Source organism: Myxococcus stipitatus DSM 14675 (assembly GCF_000331735.1).
GTDB classification, from domain to species: domain Bacteria; phylum Myxococcota; class Myxococcia; order Myxococcales; family Myxococcaceae; genus Myxococcus; species Myxococcus stipitatus.
Genome location: NC_020126.1, coordinates 8550257 through 8569456, shown reverse-complemented (window position 1 = coordinate 8569456; position 19200 = coordinate 8550257). Strand labels below are relative to the sequence as shown.

Here is a 19200-nt window from a genome sequence, read left to right as displayed (position 1 = left end):
GTTCAACCTTCCTCGGGTTCCATGGAGAGTCGCAGGGGGAACCCATTGTCCCGGGCCGCGGCCTCCACCGTCTTGAGCTTCGTCTCGGCAATCTCGAACGTATAGACGCCGGCCACTCCGACTCCGTTGTAATGAACGTGCAGCATGATCTGCACGGCATCCGACTCCGACTTGTGGAAGACCTCCCGGAGGACGGCCACCACGAACTCGCGCGTCGTGTAATTGTCGTTGTGCAGCAGCACCTTGTAGAGGGTGGGCCTCTTGAGCTTCTGCTTGGGGACGGTCTCTGTCGCGACGGAGCCGTCGTGCTCGTCCTTCTGCGCCATAAGTCTCACGGACTCCCTTCGATGACGTGGGAAGCGCGCCGTTTCACGCGTCTCCCTTGAAACCTGTCTCCGCCCGCCACTGCGGCAGGCCACCCCGGACGGCCGCCCGCTCGTGCTCCAGGAAGCCTCGCACCGCGCGCTCCAACCCCGGATGAAGGAGCAGGTGGGCACTGTACGTGAGGCGAGGCTCGAAACCCCGGGTGAGCTTGTGCTCCCCACCCGCACCCGGTTCAAAACGCGTCAGCCCCTGGGTGATGCCTTCCTCCACCGGGTGGTACAGGCAGACGTTGAAGTGCAGGAAGGGGTGCTCCTCGAAACAGCCCCAGTAGCGGCCGTAGAGCACCTGGTTGCCTCGGAAGTTGAGCGCGCCGGCCACCAGCTCGCCCCCCCGCCGGGCTTCCACCAGCTCACAGCGGTGGCGGAACGTGGCGAGCATCCGCGCGAAGAAGTCCCGCGTGAGCAGCCGCGTGCCCCACGGGTACTTGTCCACGGTGGACGTGTAGATGCGGTAGAGCGTGTCCACGTCGACTTCGGCCAGCGCGTCGCCGCGCAGCGTGCGCAGGTGGATGCCCTGCTGCCCGGGGGCGCGCAGCTCGCGCCGGAGCTGGTTGCGCCGCTTGGAGTGGAAGCGGGCGAGGAAGTCCTCCAGCGTGTGGTAGCCGTCATTGCGCCACTGGTACTGGACGCCCAGGCGCATGGCGAAGCCCTGGGCCTCGAGCGTGGGCAACTCCTCCTCGGTGGGGAAGAGGACATGGATGCCGGAGAGGTGCTCGGCGCGGGCGAACTCCAGCGCGCCCGCGTACAGCTCCGCCTCGCGGGCCGCGCGCTCCTCGCCGGGGGCCACCAGCACGCGCCGCCCCGTCGCGGGGGTGAAGGGCACGGCGAGGACCAGCTTGGGGTAGTAGCGCAGGCCGGCGCGCTCCGCGGCGGTGGCCCAGGGGGCGTCGAAGACGAACTCGCCCTGGCTGTCGTCCTTGAGATAGGCGGGGGCGGCGGCCACCAGCCGCGAGCCTCTCCAGAGTGTCAGGTGGCGGGGATGCCAGCCGCGCTCGGGCACCGCGCTGCCGCTGTCCTCGAGCGCCGCCAGGAAGGCCCACTCCAGGAAGGGCACGGCCGCGTCGTCCACGAGCGCATCCCAGAGGGGAGCGGGGACCTCGTGGATGGAGGGCAGGATGCGCAGGGTGGTGGGCAGCGGTGTGGACATCGGCGGCGCACGAGGGAGGTGGGGCCAGCCTATAACGACGCGGGCCCCCTGCTGCCATGGCCGGCCGGGCCCTACTTTCCGCGGGTCAATTCAGCGGCGAGGAAGCGTCCAGCCTCGGCCAGTCCCTCGTTGCCTCGCCGACGTCCCTCCTCGGACTCCATGACCCGGCGGGCCGCGTCACTGGCGGTGCCCGCCTCCAGGTCCGTCAGCACCAGGAAGGCGCTCCAGGAGGGCGTCATGGGCGCCACGCGCCCGGGGCGCAGCGGGCGGTCCGACAGGGTGGTGGCGACCTTCTCCAGCAGCCCGTCCTCGGTGAGCCGCTTCGTCTTGCCCAGCATCGCGGACCAAGCGGACTCCAGCAGCGCGGGCAGGAGCTTCCCGGAGAGCGCGGACGAGAGGCGCTGCGCGGCCTCCTCCTCGTCGAGCCGGTGCGCCTGGGCGTAGGTGGGGACCAGCTTGGCGACCACCACCGCGCGGGTGGCGAGGTGGGAGAGTCGGGGAGGGTAGGACATGGGCGGCGCTCCGGGCCTTCGCCGGGACGCCCGGGGAGCGGGCTACCAGCGGATGAGCAGACGGTAGCTGTCGCTGAAGCGCTCCTCCACCGTGATTCGAGGCTGGGCGTTGGCCATCTCCAGCATCCGCTCGAAGCCGCCGGCGAAGAGCTCCGGGCGGTTGAAGCGGTCCGGGATGACGAGTCGCCGGCCCCGCTCCCCCACGGGCGTCATGGTGACCTCCAGGTCCGGACGCCCCATCATCGCCAGGTAGCGGGGGATGCGCTCCGCGGCGCGCGCGGGGCCGATCATGGGCAGCGCCACCGCGGCGACCCGGCCCAGCAGCGTCTCGGCGAAGCCGTCGACGAGGGTGCGGCCGACTTGCCGGTGGGCCTCCTCGTCCGTCAGCTCCCCGAAGACCTCCTGCCGGACGAGCGCGACGGCGCGCTGCCAGAGCTGGATGGGGTAGTCGACCTCCGGCTTCCGGATGTCGTAGCCCAGCGCCTCCAGCTCCTGCGCCAGCCGGCCGGAGACCTTCAGGCCCCGCACGAACAGGCCCTCGAACACGCTCCCGGGGATGCGCGGGAGCGGGGGCTGGGAATGCTCGAGCGGGCGGCGCAAGGGGCTGGGTGTCATGGGGGGCTCCCCCGGGAGCAGAGGTCCTCGTATCATAGTGAGTTTCTGACTCTGCCGCGAATCCGGGATGTTCAATAAATCCCGGCTGGGGGATGAGGGAGGGGAGGGGGCGGAGGGTTTGATTCCCCGAGGGTCCGGTTGCTATGGGGCGGCGACCGCCTTACAGGAGAGGACCGAGGAGAACTGCATGTCGGTGAACATCCAGCTGGAGTGGACCCCCAACCCGAGCACGCTGAAGTACGTCGTGGACCGACGTCTGCTGGCGGGCGGCGCGGTGAGTATCACGAATCAGGAAGATGCCCAGGCGAAGTCGCCCCTCGCGCGCAAGCTGATGGACGTGCGCGGTGTGACGGCGGTGATGATCGGGACCAACTTCGTGACGGTGACGAAGGGGGACGAGGGCGAGTGGGACGAGCTGAATGACCAGGTGATGGAGACGTTGGACACGCACCTGTCGGCGGACCTGCCGGTGGTGGACGAGGCGGCGGTGGCCGCGGCGCGTCAGGCGGTGTCGGCGGAGGGGGGCGGCTCGGTGGAGGCGCGCATCCGGGAGGTGCTGGACGCGGAGATTCGTCCGGCCGTCGCCATGGATGGCGGCGACATCACGCTGGACCGCTTCGAGGACGGGATTGTGTACCTGCACATGAAGGGCTCGTGTGCGGGCTGTCCGTCGTCGACGGCGACGCTGAAGATGGGCATCGAGGGGCGCCTGCGGGAGATCATCCCCGAGGTCGTCGAGGTGGTGTCCGTCTGAGGCGCAACGTCAAGGCATCGCAGGTCCGGCGGGAGCTCCTGCCGGACCAGTCGCAGGCGCTGTTGCGGGAGCTGCATCTGTTGACGCGCGAGGGGAACCTCAACGCGGATGCGCTGCGCAAGCTCAAACAGGTGAACCACCTGATGGGGCTGTTGCGTCCGGCGGTGGAGGACGTGAAGGCGCGTCACCCCGAGCCGGTGATGGTGGATGCGGGCAGCGGCAACGCGTACCTGGGGTTCGTGCTCTACGAGCTGTACTTGAAGGACGCGGCCGCGGGCTCGTTGGTGTCGGTGGAGGGGCGGCCGGAGCTGACGGAGCGCGCGAAGGGGCGCGCGGAGCGGCTGGGCTTCTCCCGGATGCGCTTCCAGACGGCGCACATCGACCAGGCGGAGTACCCGGAGCGCATCCACCTGCTGATGGCGCTGCATGCGTGTGACACGGCCACGGACGACGCGCTCATCGCGGCGGTCCGCCATGGCGCGGACCACGTGGCGGTGGTGCCGTGCTGTCAGGCGGAGGTGGCCGCGCAGCTGAAGGAGAACCGCAAGGCGGCGCACGGGAGCATGGGGTTGCTGTTCGCGCACCCGTGGCATCGGCGCGAGTTCGGCTCGCATCTGACGAACGTCATCCGCGCGCTGACGCTGGAGTCCTTCGGCTACCAGGTGACGGTGACGGAGCTGACGGGGTGGGAGCACTCGTTGAAGAACGAGCTCATCCTGGGGCGGCGGGTGCACCGGGACAACCGGCGCGCGCGCGTCCAGTTGGAGCGGCTCCTGGCGGAGACGGGTGTGAATCCGAAGCTGACGCGGGAGCTGGGCGTGAAGCCCTCGGCGTCGGTGGGGGAGCTGCCGCCTGTCGAAGCGGAAGAGGCCGTGGCCTCTGCCGACGAGGCGCCTTCCGCGGAGTCGTAGGCGCGGCGCGAGGGGCTTCGGTGGTGAGGCCCCTCGCGTGCGAAAACCCTGACCTGTGAACCAGGCAACGTTCCCCGCGCCATGTCAGGCATTGACCTGCGTGTGATGAGGGATTGGCCTTGGGGGTGGGGTGGATTCGTCTGGTAATGCCCGCGCTGGGGGGATTCCATGACGATTCGCTGGGCAGTGCCGCTGCTCCTGTTGATGGTGGGCGCCGGATGTACGACCACTCGTGTCGTGCGCCTGGAGACCGGCCAGGACTCGCTGGTGGTGACGCCGCTCGAGGAGCCGGGCGCGGAGGTGAGCGAGGCCGAGCTCGATGATGACGAGTTCGAAGAGGTGCTGGAGGAGCTGGGGCGCGACGTGCGCCCGTTCCGCAATCCCATGCGGCAGGCGCGTGAGGTCTTCGGGGTTCCCTCTCGCAGCGGGATGTACCGCTATGAGAGCCGCGCTCCTCACCTCATTCCCGAGCGCGGCGGGAGCGTCGAGGGCTCCGTGCTGCTGGAGCTCTACGCGGATGAGGAGCTGACGCGCGAGTATGGCCGGTGGTGCTCGGGTCGGGACCAGCCGGGCGATTGTCTGCGCCTGCTGGACGAGGGCCCGCTGCTGGGCAGCGATGGCAAGTACACGCTGGCGTTGGCGATTGCGATGGACTCGGTCTGGGAGGAGACGTCGGAGGCCTTCGAGGACATGGCGAATCCGCAGGCGCTCACGGCGAGCGTCACCGCCGCCGCGGCGATGTACCTCATGCTCTGGGCCTTGCCGGAGCCCGTCTCCAAGGGTGTCGCGGCGAGCCTGACCGCCTTGGCCATCGCCTACCTGGGCGTGGACACTGTGTGGCGCTTGTTGGATGGGTGGCTGACGCTGGTGCGAGAGGTCGGCCGGGCCACGTCCTTCGCCCAGCTCCACGCGGCGGGAGAGGCCTATGGCGAGGTGCTGGGGGAGAACGCCGCGCGGGTCTTCGTGATGCTGGCGACGGCGTCCATTGGGAGTACGGCGGGGCTGATTGGGAGGGCGGGATGGCTCCCTGGCTCCGCCCAGGCCGCGCTCGCGGTGGAGTCACAGGCGGGATTCCAGTTCGCGTCGGTGGCCGGTGTCCGGTCTGTCGCGATGACCACGGAGGGGTTCACCATCGCGCTCGCGCCGAACGCCCTGGCGATGGCGAACCGGGGCGTGGGGCGGGGAGAGAAGCACCACATCGCGACGAACAAGAACGATGTCTCGGCCAAACGCGGAGGACCGTGGACCCCTGCGTTCCGGAGGCTCTTCCGAAGAGCGGGGATGGAGCTGAAGGACCCCGAGAACATCGTCCGAGTATCAGGCCACAAGGGGCCGCATCCGCAGGCGTACCATGAGCATGTTCATGACCGGATCGTGGTCGCACTGGGGAGTTGTCGGAAGGTGGTCGATTGCCGGAAGGCCCTCACGGTGGAACTGCGTCGACTCGCTAGCGAAGTCCAGACTCCGGGGACAAGGCTTCACCGGCTTGTGACCCAGGGGCCATGATTGTCGTAGGGATGACCGCCATGCAGAAGCACGCGCGCTACTTCAGGCTCAAGCCGGACATGTTGAATGGAAGGTGGTCTTTGGGGGAGCCGTTGGACCGCCAGGGGCGCGAGCCAGACGACTTCAGGGAGTTCACTTCGGGGCGGCCTGCCCAACCCTTCGGGCGGCTGACGCTTCCCATCGATGAGCCGGGAAGGCGGTTGGATTACAGCACGGCGGGTGCCGCGCTGACGCCTGTCGTCCATGTTCGTGTCGCCACGCTCTTCGCGGAGCTGGCTCCCGATGACGTGCAGCTGATCCCCGTGGACATCGAGGGGTGCCCCGATGAGTACCTGCTTCTCGTGGCGACCCGGCTCGTCCGCTGCATCGACGACAAAGCCTCGGAAGAAGTCCTGCTCTGGAAGCCAGAGGACGAACGGCCCGACCTGGAGGGGCAATACCGCAGCGTGTACGGCCTGCGGATTGACCGTACGAAGGTCGGTGACGCGAAGGTGTTCCGCCCGTGGGGATGGACCGTCGCGCTCATCGTCTCGGAGGACATCAAGACGGCCATGGATCGCGCGAAGGTCTCGGGCGCGAAGTTCGAGGAGGTCTGAGCCCAGGGCTCAGAAGGGGGCGGGGCACTGGAACGTGACCGTGCCGCCTGTCCCTGGATGCTGGAGGGTGAGTGACTCCGCGTGGAGCAGGAGTCGCTCGCCCTCTCGCCCGTAGAGCCGGTCTCCGACGATGGCGGCTCCGAGCCCCAGGGGATGGGCGGCATGGACGCGGAGCTGGTGCGTCCGGCCCGTGAGCGGGAAGAAGGCCACGCGGGTCCGTCCCCCACGGCGCTCGAGGACACGCCACTCCGTCACGGCGGGCTTGCCGTGAATGGGGTCGTGAATCTGCCGAGGCCGGTCATGGAGGTCGACGCGCATCGGGAAGTCGATGCGACCCTCTTCTCCCTGCACGAGTCCCTCTACCCACGCGACATAGTGCTTGCGCACCTCGCGATGGACGAACTGGTGCTGCAGCGCCGAGTGCGTCCGTGAGTCGAGTGCAGCGACGAGCAGTCCCGATGTATCCAGGTCCAGGCGATGCACGAGGAGCGGACCCGTGGCCTGGGGATACCGTGCCCGCAGCCGCGTGAGCACCGAGTCGCTCAGTGAGGCTTCGCGCCCCGGCACGGACAGCAGTCCCTCGGGCTTGTTGATGGCGACGAGCCATGCGTCCTCGAAGAGGATGGACAGCTCGCTCGAGGCCGAGGCCGCGACCGGAGGCGAGAACGTCCGAGGCGGCGCGACCGACAGCCCCTCCAGCATGAACGGGAGCAGGGGCGCGCACTTCTCTCGGCACGAGGCGTAGTACGCCCCACTGACGCGCCCACCTGCCGGAGGCGGCGCGCCCCACCAGAACTCCGCCAGCGCGAGCGGGCGCAGTCCGTGGGCCCGTGCATACGCGAAGAGCTTGGGCGCGGCGCAGTCGCCAGCGCCGGCGGGGGGCTGACCCTGCTCGAAGAGATGGCGCAGCAGTCGCTGCTCGCCGCGCGCACTCGTGATGACGTAGGTGTCGTGGATGCGCCGCATGAGCGCACGGCTGCCCATCTGGCGCAGCCGGTCCATGGCGCGCAGTCGCCGCTCGATGCGCGCGAGAAGCGGCTCGATTCGCTGTCGCTCCTCCTGTTGGAGCGCCTCCAGCTTGCGACGCTCGGCCTTGTCGCCACGGCTCTCCTGGTCCAGCGCGTGGAGCGCCTCCGGCTTGCGATGCTCGGCCTTGTCGCCGCGGCTCTCCTGGTCCAGCGCGTGGAGCGCCTCCGGCTCGCGACGCTCGGCCTTGTCGCCACGGCTCTCCTGGTCCAGCGCGTGGAGCGCCGTGCCATGCTCCCCAGACGTCGCGGCACGGGTGAACTCGCTCCGCCGCACATGGCGCGCCTTTCGCCGAGCCTCATGCTGCTCGCGCATCAGGGCGAGCTCCGCCGCATGCCGCTCCGACTGCGCCACCTGCTCGGCTCGCAGCGAGAGCAGCTCGGGCGCGCTCCGCATCGCCACCGCGCGCGCATGCAGGACCTTCACCTGGGCTTCGCCCTCCGGCTCAATCCGCCCCCGCGCCTCGCGGTCGAACACGGGAGGCACGAAGCCCGGCACATCCCACTGTCCCGCGAGCATCCCCGAGAAGGCCCGCAGGAACCCCAGGCCCCCATCGGCCAACCGCACCACGAGCACGCCGAACATCTTCCCGCCCTCGGCGTCCTCCAGCAGGGACGTGGGCAGTCCTGGCGCGATGAACCCATCGCGCAGCTCGCGCTGCAGCACCTCCGCTGCTTGACGTGCCAGCTCCGCCGGGCCCAGCTCATCGAACGGGCTCTGGAACCGTCCTCCTTCGTCGGGAGGACTCAGCCGAGGCTCGAAGCGGGTGAGTCGCGCGTCCACGGGCTCTCCGGTAGCACGAAACCCAGGCCTCGGGTGAGCGGGCCTGGGCGCCGAGCCCTGTCCTACTCGAGCACGACCTTCCCATCGGGCCTGCGCTGGAACCGGTACAGCACGAAGCCGATGCTCAACGCGATGGCACCCGCGATGAGGTTCTTGCGCTCCGCGCTCATCGCGAACACGACACACAGCGACGCGGCGGCGAAGGGAATCACCGGCCCGCCTGGAATCCGGAACGCGTTGGCGGGCTGCGCCAGCTTGCGCCGCAGCACCGGCACCGCCACGGCCGTGCCGAAGTACGTCGCCAGCCGCGCCACCACGGAGAGCGTGGCGAGGAACTCGAACGAGCCGGAGAACGCGAGCGGCAGCGCGATGCCCGTCTGCACCAGAATCGCCACCGCGGGTGTCCGGAAGCGAGGGTGCAGCGTCGCGAGCGCCGCCGGACCAAAGCCATCCCGCGCCAGCGCGTAGAGATACCGAGGCCCCGCGAGCACCGTGTTGCTGTTGGTGCCGAGGATGGACAGCACCCCGCCCACCGTCATCAACAGCCCGCCCCACCCACCGAGGAACCGCGCGGCGGCATCCGCCAGCGGCGTCTTCGACTCGATGACGCCCGGCAGCGTCCCGAGCGTCACCCACTGCACCGCCGTGTAGATGAGCGTGACGACGCCAATCTGCACCACGAGCGCGAAGGGCACATCGCGGCGAGGATTCTTGAACTCACCCGCCGGAGCCGCCGTGTTCTCGAACCCCGCGTAGGCGAAGAGCAGCAGCAACACGGTTTCACCCAGGTCGCCGTCGGCCCTCGGAACCACCGACAGCGCCAGCGGGGTCGACACGAAGAAGACACCCACGCCGATGAAGATGAGCAGCGGCACCGTCTTCGTCACCGCGAGGAACACCGCCGTCCGCGCGCCGCCCTTCACGCCGACGATGTTGATGGCGGTGAGCAGCATCAGGGGAATCGCGATGGCCAGACTCTGCCCGAAACCTTCCTTCGCGGAGGGCCACAGATAGCCCAGCGCACGAGAGAAGCCGACGGACAGCGACGCCACCGACGCGACACGCGCCAGCCACGTCATCCACCCCACCTGGAACCCCACCAGCTCGCCAAACGCCTCCCGCGTATACAGATACGCGCTGCCCGGCTTGTCGAAGTAGCTGGCGGCCTCCGCGAAACACAACACCAGGAGCAGCACCGCCAGGCCCGCGAGCACGACGGCGCCCGTGCTCGCCGAGCCCAGGCTCGCGGCCGCCGCCGCGGGCAACAGATACACACCACTGCCGATGACGTCGTTGATGGAGAAGCCCACCAGCTCCCATCGGGAGACGGCGCGCCGCATTCCAAGGTCTTGGGGGGTCGAATCGCTACCAGTCGTCATGGTGGGGTGGGGGAGTCCAGGGTGGACCTGACAGGGAGGTCCACTGGAGCATATGCGGGATGAATCCGCGAATTCAGGCGCTCCCCGTCACCCCACCAGCAGCAGCCTGCAACGCAGCCCGCCATTGCGCACGGGCAGGCTTCGCGCCCCGGGAAGCGCCAGCGCCTTGAGCAGCGGCGCCTCCTCGGGAACGAGCAGGGCCGAGCGCCAACCCACGAAGCGCTCGCGAATCGTCGCGCCGAGCGCCCGGTAGAGCCCCGGCAGGTCCTCACCCTCGCCCAGGCGCTTGCCATAGGGAGGATTCGCCACCAGCAAGCCCGGGCCACCCGGAGGCGGCGTCAAGGTGCGCACGTCCTTGCGCTCCAACGCCAACGTCAGCCCCGCGCGCCGCGCATTCCGCCGCGCCGTCCCCAGCGAGCCCGCATTGAGGTCAAAGCCATACACCGGGGCGCGAGGCTCCGTCAGGGCCTCCGCTTCCGCGCGCGCCTTCCGTGCGGCCCACGCGCTCGCGTCGAAGCCAGGGAAGGACTCGAACGCGAAGCCATGCAGCAACCCCGGCGCGCGTCGCAGGGACATCCACGCTCCCTCCACCAGGAAGGTGCCGGAGCCGCACATCGGGTCCACCAGCGGCTGCGTGCCGTCGTACCCCGCCAGCATCAGGAGGCCCGCGGCGAGTGTCTCGCGCAGCGGCGCGCGGCTGACCTCCTGCCGATAGCCGCGCCGGTGCAGCGGCTCTCCGCTCGTGTCCACGCTCACCGTGAACGCATCGCCCTCCACGCGGACCAGCATCACGAGCCCGGAGCCGCCCTCCTCATCGAGCGCCCCCGCTCCGGCCTCCTCCACCGAGGACAGGCCCCACGCCTTCGCCGCCGAGTCCAGCACGACGTCCGGCCCCGGCACGCCCGTGCGCTTCAGGCTCACCGCCATCCGCGGAGGCGCGCGTCCATTCCAGACACGTGACAGGTCCAACGCGCGCAGGCCGCGTATCAGCGAGCCCTCATCTCCCGCGCGGAACGTCCCCATGCGCAGGAGCACGCGGCTGGCGGTGCGGAGCCGGAGGTTCGCCTCCTGGTGCAGCCCGGAGGGGCCGGAGAGCTCCACGCCCCCGTCCACCAGGCGCGGCGCGAGGCCCAGCGCGGAGCACTCCGCCTCCAGCGCGGTCTCCAGTCCAGGGAGGGTGGAGACGTAGACCTGTTCTTCAGCGCGAGGAGTCATCACGGGGGGCTCCATTGTCCGTGCTCCGGTGCTGACCGCAATCACTCATTGCGGAATCACGGCGACGGCACGGCCGGCGGGTCGGGCAGCAGCGTGAGCGGGACGCGCGGCGGGGCTTCCGCGTAGACGCCCTGATACTCGGGCGTCAGGAGCCGGGCCACCCGGCGCATCATCGCATCCACCAGCGCCTGCCTCGGGTCCTCGGCGCCGGCAATCTCCGGCTCCAGGTCCTCCACGCGGAACGAGGGGCCCACGCGGATGCGGACGTTCGCGCGGTACAGCCGCTCTCCGCCCATGTCCCCGTCGTCGATGGGCATCAGCTTCTCCGTCCCCATCAACGCGATGGGCACCACCGGCACCCCCGCGCGCTTCGCGATGAGCGACACGCCCTTCTTGGCCTGCTGCAATTCGCCCGTCCGGCTGCGCGCGCCCTCGGGGAAGATGAGCACCGAGTCGCCGCCCTTGAGCGTCTCCACCGCGCGGCGCATGGCCTCGATGTCCGGTGAGTTGGGCTTGATGGCAATCGTGTCCATCGTCTCCGACGCCAGCCGCGTCATCACCGTGCCCTGCAGCTTCACGCCCGCCATGAAGTACAGCTTGCGAGGACGGAAGGCGCGGTAGAGCGTGAAGCCATCCGCGTTGGACAAGTGGTTGCAGATGTAGAGGCAGGGCTCGTCCAGGAGGAAGCTCCGGCCCTCCACCTGCTCTTCCGCCAGCACATCCCACACGCTGTCCATCAGCGTGCGCACCACATGGCGCCGGGGACCTTCCGGCAGTCGGGCCATCAGGGAAAAGAGAATCCGGAGCACGCGTCGGTCGCCTCCACCTCGGGGACGGCCCGAGAGCATGGACCGGCGGAAGCCTGGATGTCCGGCCGTTTGTGGCCCGGATTTCAAGCGGCACCACTGGCCACCAGAAGATGTAGTGCCATGACGCGCTCGGGTCAGCGCTCGGATGACGCCGCGCGGTGCCCGCTCGCGGGGCCGTCATGCAGCCAACGCTCCGGACCGACTGGGGGATGAGGTGTGCACCTTGGCGTCATCCGAACCCCCAGCGGCGCATCCCCCGGGTTTGCGCTAAGGGAGGAAGCCTATGAGCGCCGAAGCCGCCCCCTCGCGCAGCAGGAAGCCCGTGGAGTACGAGGTCACCGTCGACCGTGTGCGGATGGACACACACGACACCGCCACCCTCTTCCTCGACTTTGGAGAGACCCCGCCGGACTACAAGGCCGGGCAGTTCATCAACATCGACCCCCACCAGTTCCCCGCGCTCGGACGGCTGTCGGCCTTCCTCCAGGAACAGAAGGGCCGCAAGGAGCCGCAGCGCTCCTATTCGATGGCCTCCGCGCCCCACGAGCGGCACGTCGCCATCACCGTGAAGGACGAGGAGTTCATCCCCGGCCTCACCCGCTACCCGCCGCTCCTGTCGCCGCTGCTCGTCCACGGGCGGCTCACCGGCGCGCGCATCAAGGTGCTGGGCTTCATGGGGCCGTACGTCCTGCCCGAGGACGTGGAGCAGCGCACCGGGCACGTCGTCCACCTGGTGGCGGGCTCGGGCGCGGTGCCCAACTTCGGCATCCTCAAGGACGCGCTGCACCGGAACCTGAAGCCTCGGCACACCGTCCTCATGTCCAACAAGACCTGGGGCGACGTGCTCTACCGCGAGGAGCTGGAGTCCCTGGAGCGCCAGTATCCGGACCGCGTCCGCCTGGTGCACACGCTCACCCGGGAGCTGGACGAGTCGCGCTTCAGCGCGTCCGTGCGCAAGGGGCGCATCCACCAGGCGCTCCTGGAGGAGCTCATCCCCGACAGGGACACCTGCCTCGTCTACGCGTGCGGCCCCGCGATTACGCCGTGGGACCGACGCAAGGCGCTGGAGACGCGCACGCCCGCGACGCCGCGCTTCATGGAGACGGTGCTGGGACACCTGCACGCCCTCGGCATCGAGGACAAGCGCATCAGGCGGGAGACGTACGGGTAGGGGGAGGCGAGAGCGGGAGCACCACCTCGAAGCGGGCGCCTCGCTTGGGCCGGGCGCTCGCGCGCACCTGCCCCCCGTGGGCCAGCACCACGCGCTTGACGATGGCCAACCCCAGGCCCCGTCCGTTGGCGCGGGTGAGGAAGAACGGCTCGAAGACGCGGCGCGGGTCCACGTCGGGAATGCCCGGGCCTTCGTCCTCCACCACCAATTGCACGCCGTCCGGCACCGGCTCCACGCACAGCCGCACGCGCCCGCCCGGAGGGGACGCCTGCACCGCGTTGCGCACCAGGTGCGTGGCCGCGAGCTGGAGCAGCGTCTCGTCGCCGAGCAGCTCGGGCGTGTCCGGCGCCTCGTCCACCACGAAGCGCAGCGTGGGCGCATCCGGCGGCCCATGGAGCTGGCCGAGCGCGCGGCGCACGAGCTCTCCCAGGTGCACCGGGCGAGGACGCGGCTCCAGCGGACGCACCACGTCCAGCAAGTCCCGCACGATGTCCTCCAGCCGGACGGCCTCCTCCTCCATCATCCCCACCGCGGCATGACCGGTGGGGCCCAGGTGGGGCTCGCGCCGCAGCACCGCCACCGCGTTGAGGATGGCGCCCAGGGGATTGCGCACCTCGTGGGCCACCACGCCCGCGGCCTCGCCCAGCACCGTCAGGCGCTCGTGGGCGACGAGCTCCTCCTGGAGCCGGGACAGCTCGGCCAGTCGCTCCGCGGCCGTGCGGTGGTGCCTCACGTTCTCCAGCATGCCGCCCACCATCTGCGCGAAGAGCTCCAGCGTGCTCGCGGCGGCGGGCGTGAGGTCCAGGCCCTGCGCGGAGAGCAGGCCGAAGGGCTGGCCTCCCACGAAGATGGGCGCGTCGAGCGCGCGGATGCCGGAGGGATACGTGCGCTGGATGTCCTCGAAGACCTCGGGCGCGTGGACGCGATGCGCGACGCCGAGCGCGTCCTGGTGGAAGGCCGCCTTGCGGCGCGTGAGCACCTCCGCCATGTGGGGCAGGAGGGTGAGCGGGATGCGGACCTCTGAAATCGGCGCGCCGTACGTCCGCTCGGCCAGCGCGACGACGGCGGGCTCCTGGCGCATGGGCCCATGCCGGAACACGTCGCCTTCGACCAGGAGGATGGCCGCATAGAAGCCCTGCTGGTGGACGGCCTCCACCGCGGACTCCAGGACCTCCTGCTCGCTGCTCGCGTGCAGCATGTCCGACGCGGCGGCGCCCAGCGCTTCGGTGAGCCGGTGCGTGGTGTCCTCGCCCGCCGCGTCGTGCAGGAGCAGCACCATCTCCAGGGGCGTGGCGCCCGGCGCGAAGGTCGCCGTCATCGTGCGCTCTCGTCCATCCGCGGCGCGCAGGCGCAGCCACAGGGGGCGCTCCGGGCGGGGACGCTCGTGGGAGATGGCCTCGTTGACGGCCTCCACCCAGCGACGCTCCACCGGGGCGAAGCGCTCCATGTGCACGCTGACGGGGGTGGCCTTCAGCTCCTCGGCGGAGACACCCAGCAGGGCCACCATGGCCGCGTTGGCGACCCGCACCTCGTCTCCCCGGAGGACCACCGCGGGGGTGGGCAGCCCGTCAAGCAGCCAGTAGTCGTTGGGCGCGGCGGAAGCGTCGGGAGGCACGGGGGTGGTCCTGGCGGACGGCGAGGGGAGCCGAAAAGCGGACGCAATCGGTGGAGGGGTGCCTCGTAGAAGAGGGCGAGGGGTCAACGCAGAGAGGGATGGACACCATGAACTTCATGAACGTGATGGACCGAGGCGACCTGGAGCTCAAGGCCGTGGTGGCGGTGATGATGGCCTTCGTGATGACCGGAGGCGTGTTCCTCGGCCAGCTGCTGTAGGCCGCCTCCCCGGGCGGCCCACCACTGCTCAGGGCTACTTGGGAGGCTTCCGGCTCACGAACTGCTGGATGAACTCCCGCTCCTCCTTGCGGAGGCTGCTGAGCCGCAACCCATAGCCTCGCGGGTTCTTGCCGTCATCGAGTGAGTTCTCCCAGATGACGGAGCTTCGCAAGGTCATCACCCGCGACGGCTCATCGAAGCGCAACGTCAGCTCCACCAGGGTCCCCAGCCGCAGCGGCTTGTCCGTGGCGATGAACAAGCCACCCGAGGACAGGTTGATGATGCGGTGGTCGGTGAAGATGCCCGCGTTCTGCAGGGACACCCGCACGTCCGCGTGGATGCGATCATCCGTGCGGCGCTCCAGGCCCACGAACTCCGCGCTGGAGTAGGTGGGCGCGGCGGCGGCCTTGCGCAGCGGCGGTGCGGGCGGAGGCGGCGCGGGCCGTGCGGCGGGCGGCGGCAGCGTGTGCGTGCGCTGCACCGGAGGCGCCGAGGGAGCCGGAGGCGCCGCGTGCATCACCGGAGGCGGCGGACGCTGCGGCATCGCCGGCATGACGGGCGGCTCCGCGACGGGCGCCCGCGCGGCGACCTGCATCACCGGCTGCGCCGCCACCTGCTGCATCGCGGGCGCCGGTGCGGGCGGGCGCGCGACGGCGGGCGCCACGGAAGGCACCGGCGGCGCCACCGAGGCGACGGCGGGCGGAGGCGGGGGCAGCGGCCCGTTCATGTCCAGCCGAGGCGGCAGGGGCCGGGACTGCGGGAAGGCGCCCTGCGCGTAGAGCACCTCCACCTCTCGCATGCAGCGCGAGAGGAAGTCGAAGATCTCCGCCGACACCTTGCGCAGCTCCGGATGGGTCTCCGGCGCCAGGTGCTCGGGCGAGAAGCGCTTGGCCATGCGGAAGAAGGCCAGCCGCACCTCATCCAGGCTGGAGGTCGGCTTGGCGCCGAAGACCTCGTGCGGGGGCAGGTTCTGCAGCCCCTTCAACTGGGTGCGCAGCCGCTCGGCCTGTTGATGTTCCGCCGAGGGGCCAGGGCGCGCCGCCACGAACAAGTCGCGCAGCTCCGGCAGGTCCTGCACCGCCACCCATTGCGCGCCATCTCGCGACGCGCGCACCGCGGCCTTCAACCGGCCGGAGGCAATCAGCTCTCGAAGAGCCTGGAGCGCGAGCGGGCCCAACACACGCCCCAGGTTGTCCGCAACCCAGTAACCGACAGCAGGAGACGACACGCAGACACCTCGAGGGCGAAGTCAGTGAGCCAGCGCCTGGCGCACGGCCGAGGCGATCTCCAGCGGATGGAAGGGCTTGCCAACGAAGCCCACCGCCCCCGCTGCCATGGCCTGCTCCACCACGGGCTCGGCATCCATGCTGCTGATGACGAGCACGCGTGTTCCTGGCGACACCTGCTTGATGGCCCCCAGCACCTCCAGCCCGCTCTTCTTGGGCATGAACAGGTCCAGGAACATCACCGCGGGCTTCTCCCGCGCGGCCACCGCGAGCCCCTCTTCGCCATCCGCGGCCTCGAGCAGGCGCAGCTCGATGCCCGTGTCGGAGATGACGTCCTTGAGGATGCGGCGCACGAAGCTGTCGTCGTCGACGAGCAGCAATGTCGGAGTGTCGGACATGGCGCCGCATGATACTTGGACCGCGCAACATCCGCGCGAGGTCCTCGAACGCCTGCTCGCCTTTTTGGGTTAAGGGGTGAGCATGCCCATCGCTCAGGCTCTCTCTCACTTCGAGTCCCAGAAGTCCGCCTATCTCGAGGACCTCAAGGCCCTCGTGCGCATACCCAGCGTCTCGTTTCCGGGGTTTGACGCGGCCCGGGTCCGGGAGAGCGCGGAGGCGACTTCTCGACTCTTGAAAGACCGTGGGTTTGAAAACGTTCAGCTACTCGAAATTGGGGACGCCCACCCCTATGTCTACGGCGAGGTGCTGAGGTCCCCAGGCGCACCTACGTTGCTGTTGTATGCCCATCACGATGTGCAGCCGGCGGGGGACGAGTCGCTGTGGAAGAGCCCTCCGTTCGAGCCGCAGCTGCGCGACGGCCGGCTGTACGGGCGAGGCACCGCGGACGACAAGGCGGGCATCGTGGTGCACGCGTCGGCGGTGGACGCGTGGCTGAAGGGCACGGGCAAGCTGCCGCTCAACGTGAAGGTGCTCATCGAGGGCGAGGAGGAGATTGGCAGCAACCATCTGTCCGCGTTCCTACAGAAGCATGCGGCGCTCTTGAAGGCGGACGCCATCGTCCTGACGGACACGTCGAACTTCGACACGGGGCTGCCGTCCATCACCACCGCGCTGCGGGGGCTCGTCACGGTGGACGTGGAGGTGCGCGCGCTGAAGCAGGCGGTGCACTCGGGGATGTGGGGCGGGCCGGTGCCGGACCCGGTGATGGCGCTGTGCCGGATGCTCGCGACGCTGACGAACGCGGATGGCTCCATCGCGCTCGAGGGGCTCCAGGAGAAGGTGAAGCCGCTCACCCAGGCGGAGCGCGACAGCATCCAGTCGCTCCCGGGTGACGAGGCGACCTTCCGCGAGCAGGTGGGGCTGCTGCCGGGCGTGCAGATGCTGGGCGGGCGGCACCCGTGGGAGATGAACTGGCGTCAGCCGAGCATCGCCATCAACGCCATCCAGGCCAGCACGCGCAAGGACGCGCGCAACATCATCTGCGACGCGGCCTGGGCGCGCGTGGGCATCCGCATCGTCCCGGACCTGGACCCGGCGGACGTGGAGCAGCGGCTGACGGCGCACCTGCGCAAGGTGTGCCCGTGGGGCCTGGAGGTGAGCTTCGAGACGGAGGGCGCGTCGGGGTGGTGGTACACGGACCCGTCGCATCCGGCGTTCCAGGCGGCCTTCCGCGCGCTGGAGAAGGGCTACGGGACGAAGGCGGTGGCCATCGGCTGCGGCGCGTCCATTCCCTTCGTGGAGCCGTTCGCGCGGGAGCTGGGCGGGGTGCCGGCGCTGCTCATCGGCGTGGAGGACCCGTACACGTATGCCCATTCGGAGAACGAGAGCCTGCACGTGGGCGACTGGGAGAAGTCCATCCTCAGCGCCATCCACCTCTATGACGAGCTGGCGCGGGTGCTGACCGCGAGGTGACGCGGTCAGCCCCAGGTCTTCGCCCCGCGACGTGGGGTGCGCGCCTCAGAGCGTCAGGCCGACCAGCGGCGCCGAGGCATCATCCGGGACGAGGCTGAGCCTTCGTCCCGCGTTCGTCGTCTTCCCGGTCGGCACACACATCCAGCCGGACGAAGTGGCCCAGACGTGGGTGATGACGCCGTTGTTGTTGGCGACCAGCTGGGGCCACCCGTAGGCCGCGCGGCCGGCGATGGGAATCCCCGTCGGGAGGGACGCGGTGGTCGGAATCCGGTTCCACCGCCCGTTCGCCCCGAAGATGTGGTGCACCCGGCTGAACTCCAGCGACAGCCCCTGCAGGCTGCCGTCGGGCTGGATGACGGCGATGAGGTCGGCGCCGGGTTGCAGGCCCACGCCGGTGTCACCCTTGTGCCAGCCGGAGTTGTCCGCCCAGACATGGAACAGCCGGCCGTTGTCGTTGAAGAGGCCATGCAGGTCCGTCCCGCTGGCCGTCATCGAGAAGGTGCAGTTGCCCGACACCGTCACGGAGGAGGGGAACTTCTTCCAGCCGTTGCCGTCGAAGGTGTGCCAGAGCCGTCCACCCTCCAGGGTGAAGATTTGGGGCGAGGCATTGGCCGGAGTCCGCAGCACGTTGAGGGGCGCTCCCGGCGCCATCTCCAGGCCGCTGCTCATCGTGGTCCAGCCGTTGGCGCCCGCGTAGACGAGCATCATCACGCCATCGATGTTCGCCATCGCGCGCGGCGACTGCCCGGGACCCGGCGAGAAGGCGCCGTACGTCGTGTTGCCCGGCAGGACCAGGTTGCTGAGCATGTGAGCCCAGCCCCCCGCCGTGCCCAGGTGCCCCAGGCGCCTGTCTTCCAGCGGCAGACCGCCACCCGTGCCACCGCTGCCGGAGCCGACGTAGTCGTGCGGGTTCACCCGGGTGCCACCGGCGGTCACCATGTGCCAGTGGAGATGCGGCCCCGTGGAGGAGCCGGAGCCGGGCGCACCCGCGGCTCCGCCGGAGTAGCCCACAATCTCTCCCTGCCGGACATAGCGCTCGCCTCCGTTGAAGCCAGACAGGTGGAGGTACTGGCTCCGCATGCCATTGGCCATCACGACGGTCGCCGTATAGCCGCCCGTGCCGTTGTTCCAGTCGATGAGGAGTTGTCCCGACGCACAGGCCGGGAGCGGCGTGCCCACTCCCATCACGTAGTCGATGCCACCCAGCGAGCCTCGGCTGACGTGGTCCCACCACCCATCCGAGATGGAATATCCCGCGAAGGGATTGCTGATGACTTCGCCAGCGAGCGAGGTGCTCGCCAGCGCGTCTGACATTCCGAAGGCGGCGGCGCCAGCGGCGATGCCACCGGCTTGAAGGAACGAGCGACGAGAGAATCGGCGACGGAACTCATGAGACATCCATACCTCCGGGGGGGAATGAGAGGTGATGCGATGCGGCTGAGCAGGTCGCCGGATGAGAGAC

General features: G+C 69.7%; 18 protein-coding genes. 6 read left to right on the top strand and 12 right to left on the bottom strand.

Annotated features, from left to right (window positions below):
- Window positions 1-2: 2 nt before the first annotated feature.
- The 4 genes from MYSTI_RS33005 to MYSTI_RS32990 form a co-directional block, all read right to left on the bottom strand.
- Window positions 3-326, bottom strand: coding sequence for an ATP-dependent Clp protease adaptor ClpS (locus MYSTI_RS33005; protein ID WP_015352179.1), 324 nt, complete (start codon window positions 324-326; stop codon window positions 3-5).
- Window positions 327-369: 43 nt separating this feature from the next.
- Window positions 370-1530: a GNAT family N-acetyltransferase gene (locus tag MYSTI_RS33000; protein ID WP_015352178.1), complete on the bottom strand. Its 1161-nt coding sequence runs from the start codon at window positions 1528-1530 to the stop codon at window positions 370-372.
- A gap of 71 nt (window positions 1531-1601) precedes the next feature.
- On the bottom strand, window positions 1602-2042 hold the full coding sequence (locus tag MYSTI_RS32995) for a hypothetical protein (protein WP_015352177.1): 441 nt from the start codon (window positions 2040-2042) through the stop codon (window positions 1602-1604).
- Window positions 2043-2084: 42 nt separating this feature from the next.
- Window positions 2085-2657, bottom strand: a complete 573-nt coding sequence (locus tag MYSTI_RS32990) for a DUF2378 family protein (RefSeq protein ID WP_015352176.1) — start codon at window positions 2655-2657, stop codon at window positions 2085-2087.
- A gap of 187 nt (window positions 2658-2844) precedes the next feature.
- Here MYSTI_RS32990 and MYSTI_RS32985 point away from each other — a divergent pair, with 187 nt between their 5' ends.
- The 4 genes from MYSTI_RS32985 (at window position 2845) to MYSTI_RS32970 (ending at window position 6424) form a co-directional block, all read left to right on the top strand.
- The gene (locus MYSTI_RS32985) at window positions 2845-3411 is read left to right on the top strand and encodes a NifU family protein (RefSeq protein WP_015352175.1); all 567 of its coding nucleotides are present in this window, start codon (window positions 2845-2847) and stop codon (window positions 3409-3411) included.
- A 143-nt stretch (window positions 3412-3554) separates the two neighbouring features.
- A complete protein-coding gene (locus MYSTI_RS32980) occupies window positions 3555-4322 on the top strand; it encodes a class I SAM-dependent methyltransferase (RefSeq protein WP_233278383.1) in 768 nt (255 codons plus the stop codon).
- Between the two features lie 168 nt (window positions 4323-4490).
- Window positions 4491-5828 (top strand): AHH domain-containing protein, encoded by a 1338-nt coding sequence (locus tag MYSTI_RS32975; protein ID WP_015352173.1) that lies wholly within the window; start codon window positions 4491-4493, stop codon window positions 5826-5828.
- 20 nt (window positions 5829-5848) lie between these two features.
- A complete protein-coding gene (locus MYSTI_RS32970) occupies window positions 5849-6424 on the top strand; it encodes an imm11 family protein (protein WP_044900826.1) in 576 nt (191 codons plus the stop codon).
- 9 nt (window positions 6425-6433) lie between these two features.
- Here MYSTI_RS32970 and MYSTI_RS32965 read toward each other — a convergent pair whose 3' ends face one another.
- The 4 genes from MYSTI_RS32965 to MYSTI_RS32950 form a co-directional block, all read right to left on the bottom strand.
- The gene (locus tag MYSTI_RS32965) at window positions 6434-8233 is read right to left on the bottom strand and encodes an RluA family pseudouridine synthase (protein ID WP_015352171.1); all 1800 of its coding nucleotides are present in this window, start codon (window positions 8231-8233) and stop codon (window positions 6434-6436) included.
- Window positions 8234-8295: 62 nt separating this feature from the next.
- Window positions 8296-9573 carry an APC family permease gene (locus tag MYSTI_RS32960; RefSeq protein WP_015352170.1) on the bottom strand — a complete coding sequence of 426 codons (1278 nt, stop codon included), beginning with the start codon at window positions 9571-9573 and terminating at the stop codon, window positions 8296-8298.
- 126 nt (window positions 9574-9699) lie between these two features.
- Window positions 9700-10827 carry a THUMP domain-containing class I SAM-dependent RNA methyltransferase gene (locus MYSTI_RS32955; protein WP_420811511.1) on the bottom strand — a complete coding sequence of 376 codons (1128 nt, stop codon included), beginning with the start codon at window positions 10825-10827 and terminating at the stop codon, window positions 9700-9702.
- 56 nt (window positions 10828-10883) lie between these two features.
- Entirely contained in the window at window positions 10884-11636 is a 753-nt protein-coding gene (locus MYSTI_RS32950) for a lysophospholipid acyltransferase family protein (protein ID WP_015352168.1), read from the bottom strand.
- Between the two features lie 283 nt (window positions 11637-11919).
- Between MYSTI_RS32950 and MYSTI_RS32945 the strand changes: the two genes are divergently transcribed.
- Entirely contained in the window at window positions 11920-12807 is an 888-nt protein-coding gene (locus MYSTI_RS32945) for a ferredoxin reductase domain-containing protein (protein WP_015352167.1), read from the top strand.
- Here MYSTI_RS32945 and MYSTI_RS32940 read toward each other — a convergent pair.
- The 3 genes from MYSTI_RS32940 to MYSTI_RS32930 all read right to left on the bottom strand — a co-directional run bounded on the left by MYSTI_RS32940 (window position 12785) and on the right by MYSTI_RS32930 (window position 16264).
- On the bottom strand, window positions 12785-14422 hold the full coding sequence (locus tag MYSTI_RS32940) for a sensor histidine kinase (protein ID WP_015352166.1): 1638 nt from the start codon (window positions 14420-14422) through the stop codon (window positions 12785-12787). The two genes, MYSTI_RS32945 and MYSTI_RS32940, sit on opposite strands and share 23 nt — an antisense overlap.
- A gap of 252 nt (window positions 14423-14674) precedes the next feature.
- Entirely contained in the window at window positions 14675-15868 is a 1194-nt protein-coding gene (locus tag MYSTI_RS45435; RefSeq protein WP_015352164.1) for a TIGR02266 family protein, read from the bottom strand.
- Window positions 15869-15889: 21 nt separating this feature from the next.
- Window positions 15890-16264: a response regulator gene (locus tag MYSTI_RS32930; RefSeq protein ID WP_015352163.1), complete on the bottom strand. Its 375-nt coding sequence runs from the start codon at window positions 16262-16264 to the stop codon at window positions 15890-15892.
- A gap of 82 nt (window positions 16265-16346) precedes the next feature.
- Here MYSTI_RS32930 and MYSTI_RS32925 point away from each other — a divergent pair, with 82 nt between their 5' ends.
- Window positions 16347-17738: a M20/M25/M40 family metallo-hydrolase gene (locus MYSTI_RS32925; protein ID WP_015352162.1), complete on the top strand. Its 1392-nt coding sequence runs from the start codon at window positions 16347-16349 to the stop codon at window positions 17736-17738.
- Window positions 17739-17783: 45 nt separating this feature from the next.
- Here the strand turns inward: MYSTI_RS32925 and MYSTI_RS32920 are convergent, their stop codons facing one another.
- Window positions 17784-19136, bottom strand: a complete 1353-nt coding sequence (locus MYSTI_RS32920; protein ID WP_015352161.1) for a M23 family metallopeptidase — start codon at window positions 19134-19136, stop codon at window positions 17784-17786.
- Between the last annotated feature and the right edge of the window lie 64 nt (window positions 19137-19200).

Excerpts from the sequence above, each read along its gene's own strand:
- MYSTI_RS32990 (WP_015352176.1), bottom strand. The coding sequence starts at position 2,657 with ATGACACCCAGCCCCTTGCGCCGCCCGCTCGAGCATTCCCAGCCCCCG.
- MYSTI_RS32985 (WP_015352175.1), top strand. The coding sequence starts at position 2,845 with ATGTCGGTGAACATCCAGCTGGAGTGGACCCCCAACCCGAGCACGCTG.
- MYSTI_RS32980 (WP_233278383.1), top strand. The coding sequence starts at position 3,555 with ATGGGGCTGTTGCGTCCGGCGGTGGAGGACGTGAAGGCGCGTCACCCC.
- MYSTI_RS32995 (WP_015352177.1), bottom strand. The coding sequence starts at position 2,042 with ATGTCCTACCCTCCCCGACTCTCCCACCTCGCCACCCGCGCGGTGGTG.
- MYSTI_RS32975 (WP_015352173.1), top strand. The coding sequence starts at position 4,491 with ATGACGATTCGCTGGGCAGTGCCGCTGCTCCTGTTGATGGTGGGCGCC.
- MYSTI_RS32960 (WP_015352170.1), bottom strand. The coding sequence starts at position 9,573 with ATGCGGCGCGCCGTCTCCCGATGGGAGCTGGTGGGCTTCTCCATCAAC.
- MYSTI_RS33005 (WP_015352179.1), bottom strand. The coding sequence starts at position 326 with ATGGCGCAGAAGGACGAGCACGACGGCTCCGTCGCGACAGAGACCGTC.
- MYSTI_RS32945 (WP_015352167.1), top strand. The coding sequence starts at position 11,920 with ATGAGCGCCGAAGCCGCCCCCTCGCGCAGCAGGAAGCCCGTGGAGTAC.
- MYSTI_RS33000 (WP_015352178.1), bottom strand. The coding sequence starts at position 1,530 with ATGTCCACACCGCTGCCCACCACCCTGCGCATCCTGCCCTCCATCCAC.
- MYSTI_RS32925 (WP_015352162.1), top strand. The coding sequence starts at position 16,347 with ATGCCCATCGCTCAGGCTCTCTCTCACTTCGAGTCCCAGAAGTCCGCC.
- MYSTI_RS32970 (WP_044900826.1), top strand. The coding sequence starts at position 5,849 with ATGCAGAAGCACGCGCGCTACTTCAGGCTCAAGCCGGACATGTTGAAT.
- MYSTI_RS32955 (WP_420811511.1), bottom strand. The coding sequence starts at position 10,827 with ATGACTCCTCGCGCTGAAGAACAGGTCTACGTCTCCACCCTCCCTGGA.
- MYSTI_RS32930 (WP_015352163.1), bottom strand. The coding sequence starts at position 16,264 with ATGTCCGACACTCCGACATTGCTGCTCGTCGACGACGACAGCTTCGTG.
- MYSTI_RS32920 (WP_015352161.1), bottom strand. The coding sequence starts at position 19,136 with ATGTCTCATGAGTTCCGTCGCCGATTCTCTCGTCGCTCGTTCCTTCAA.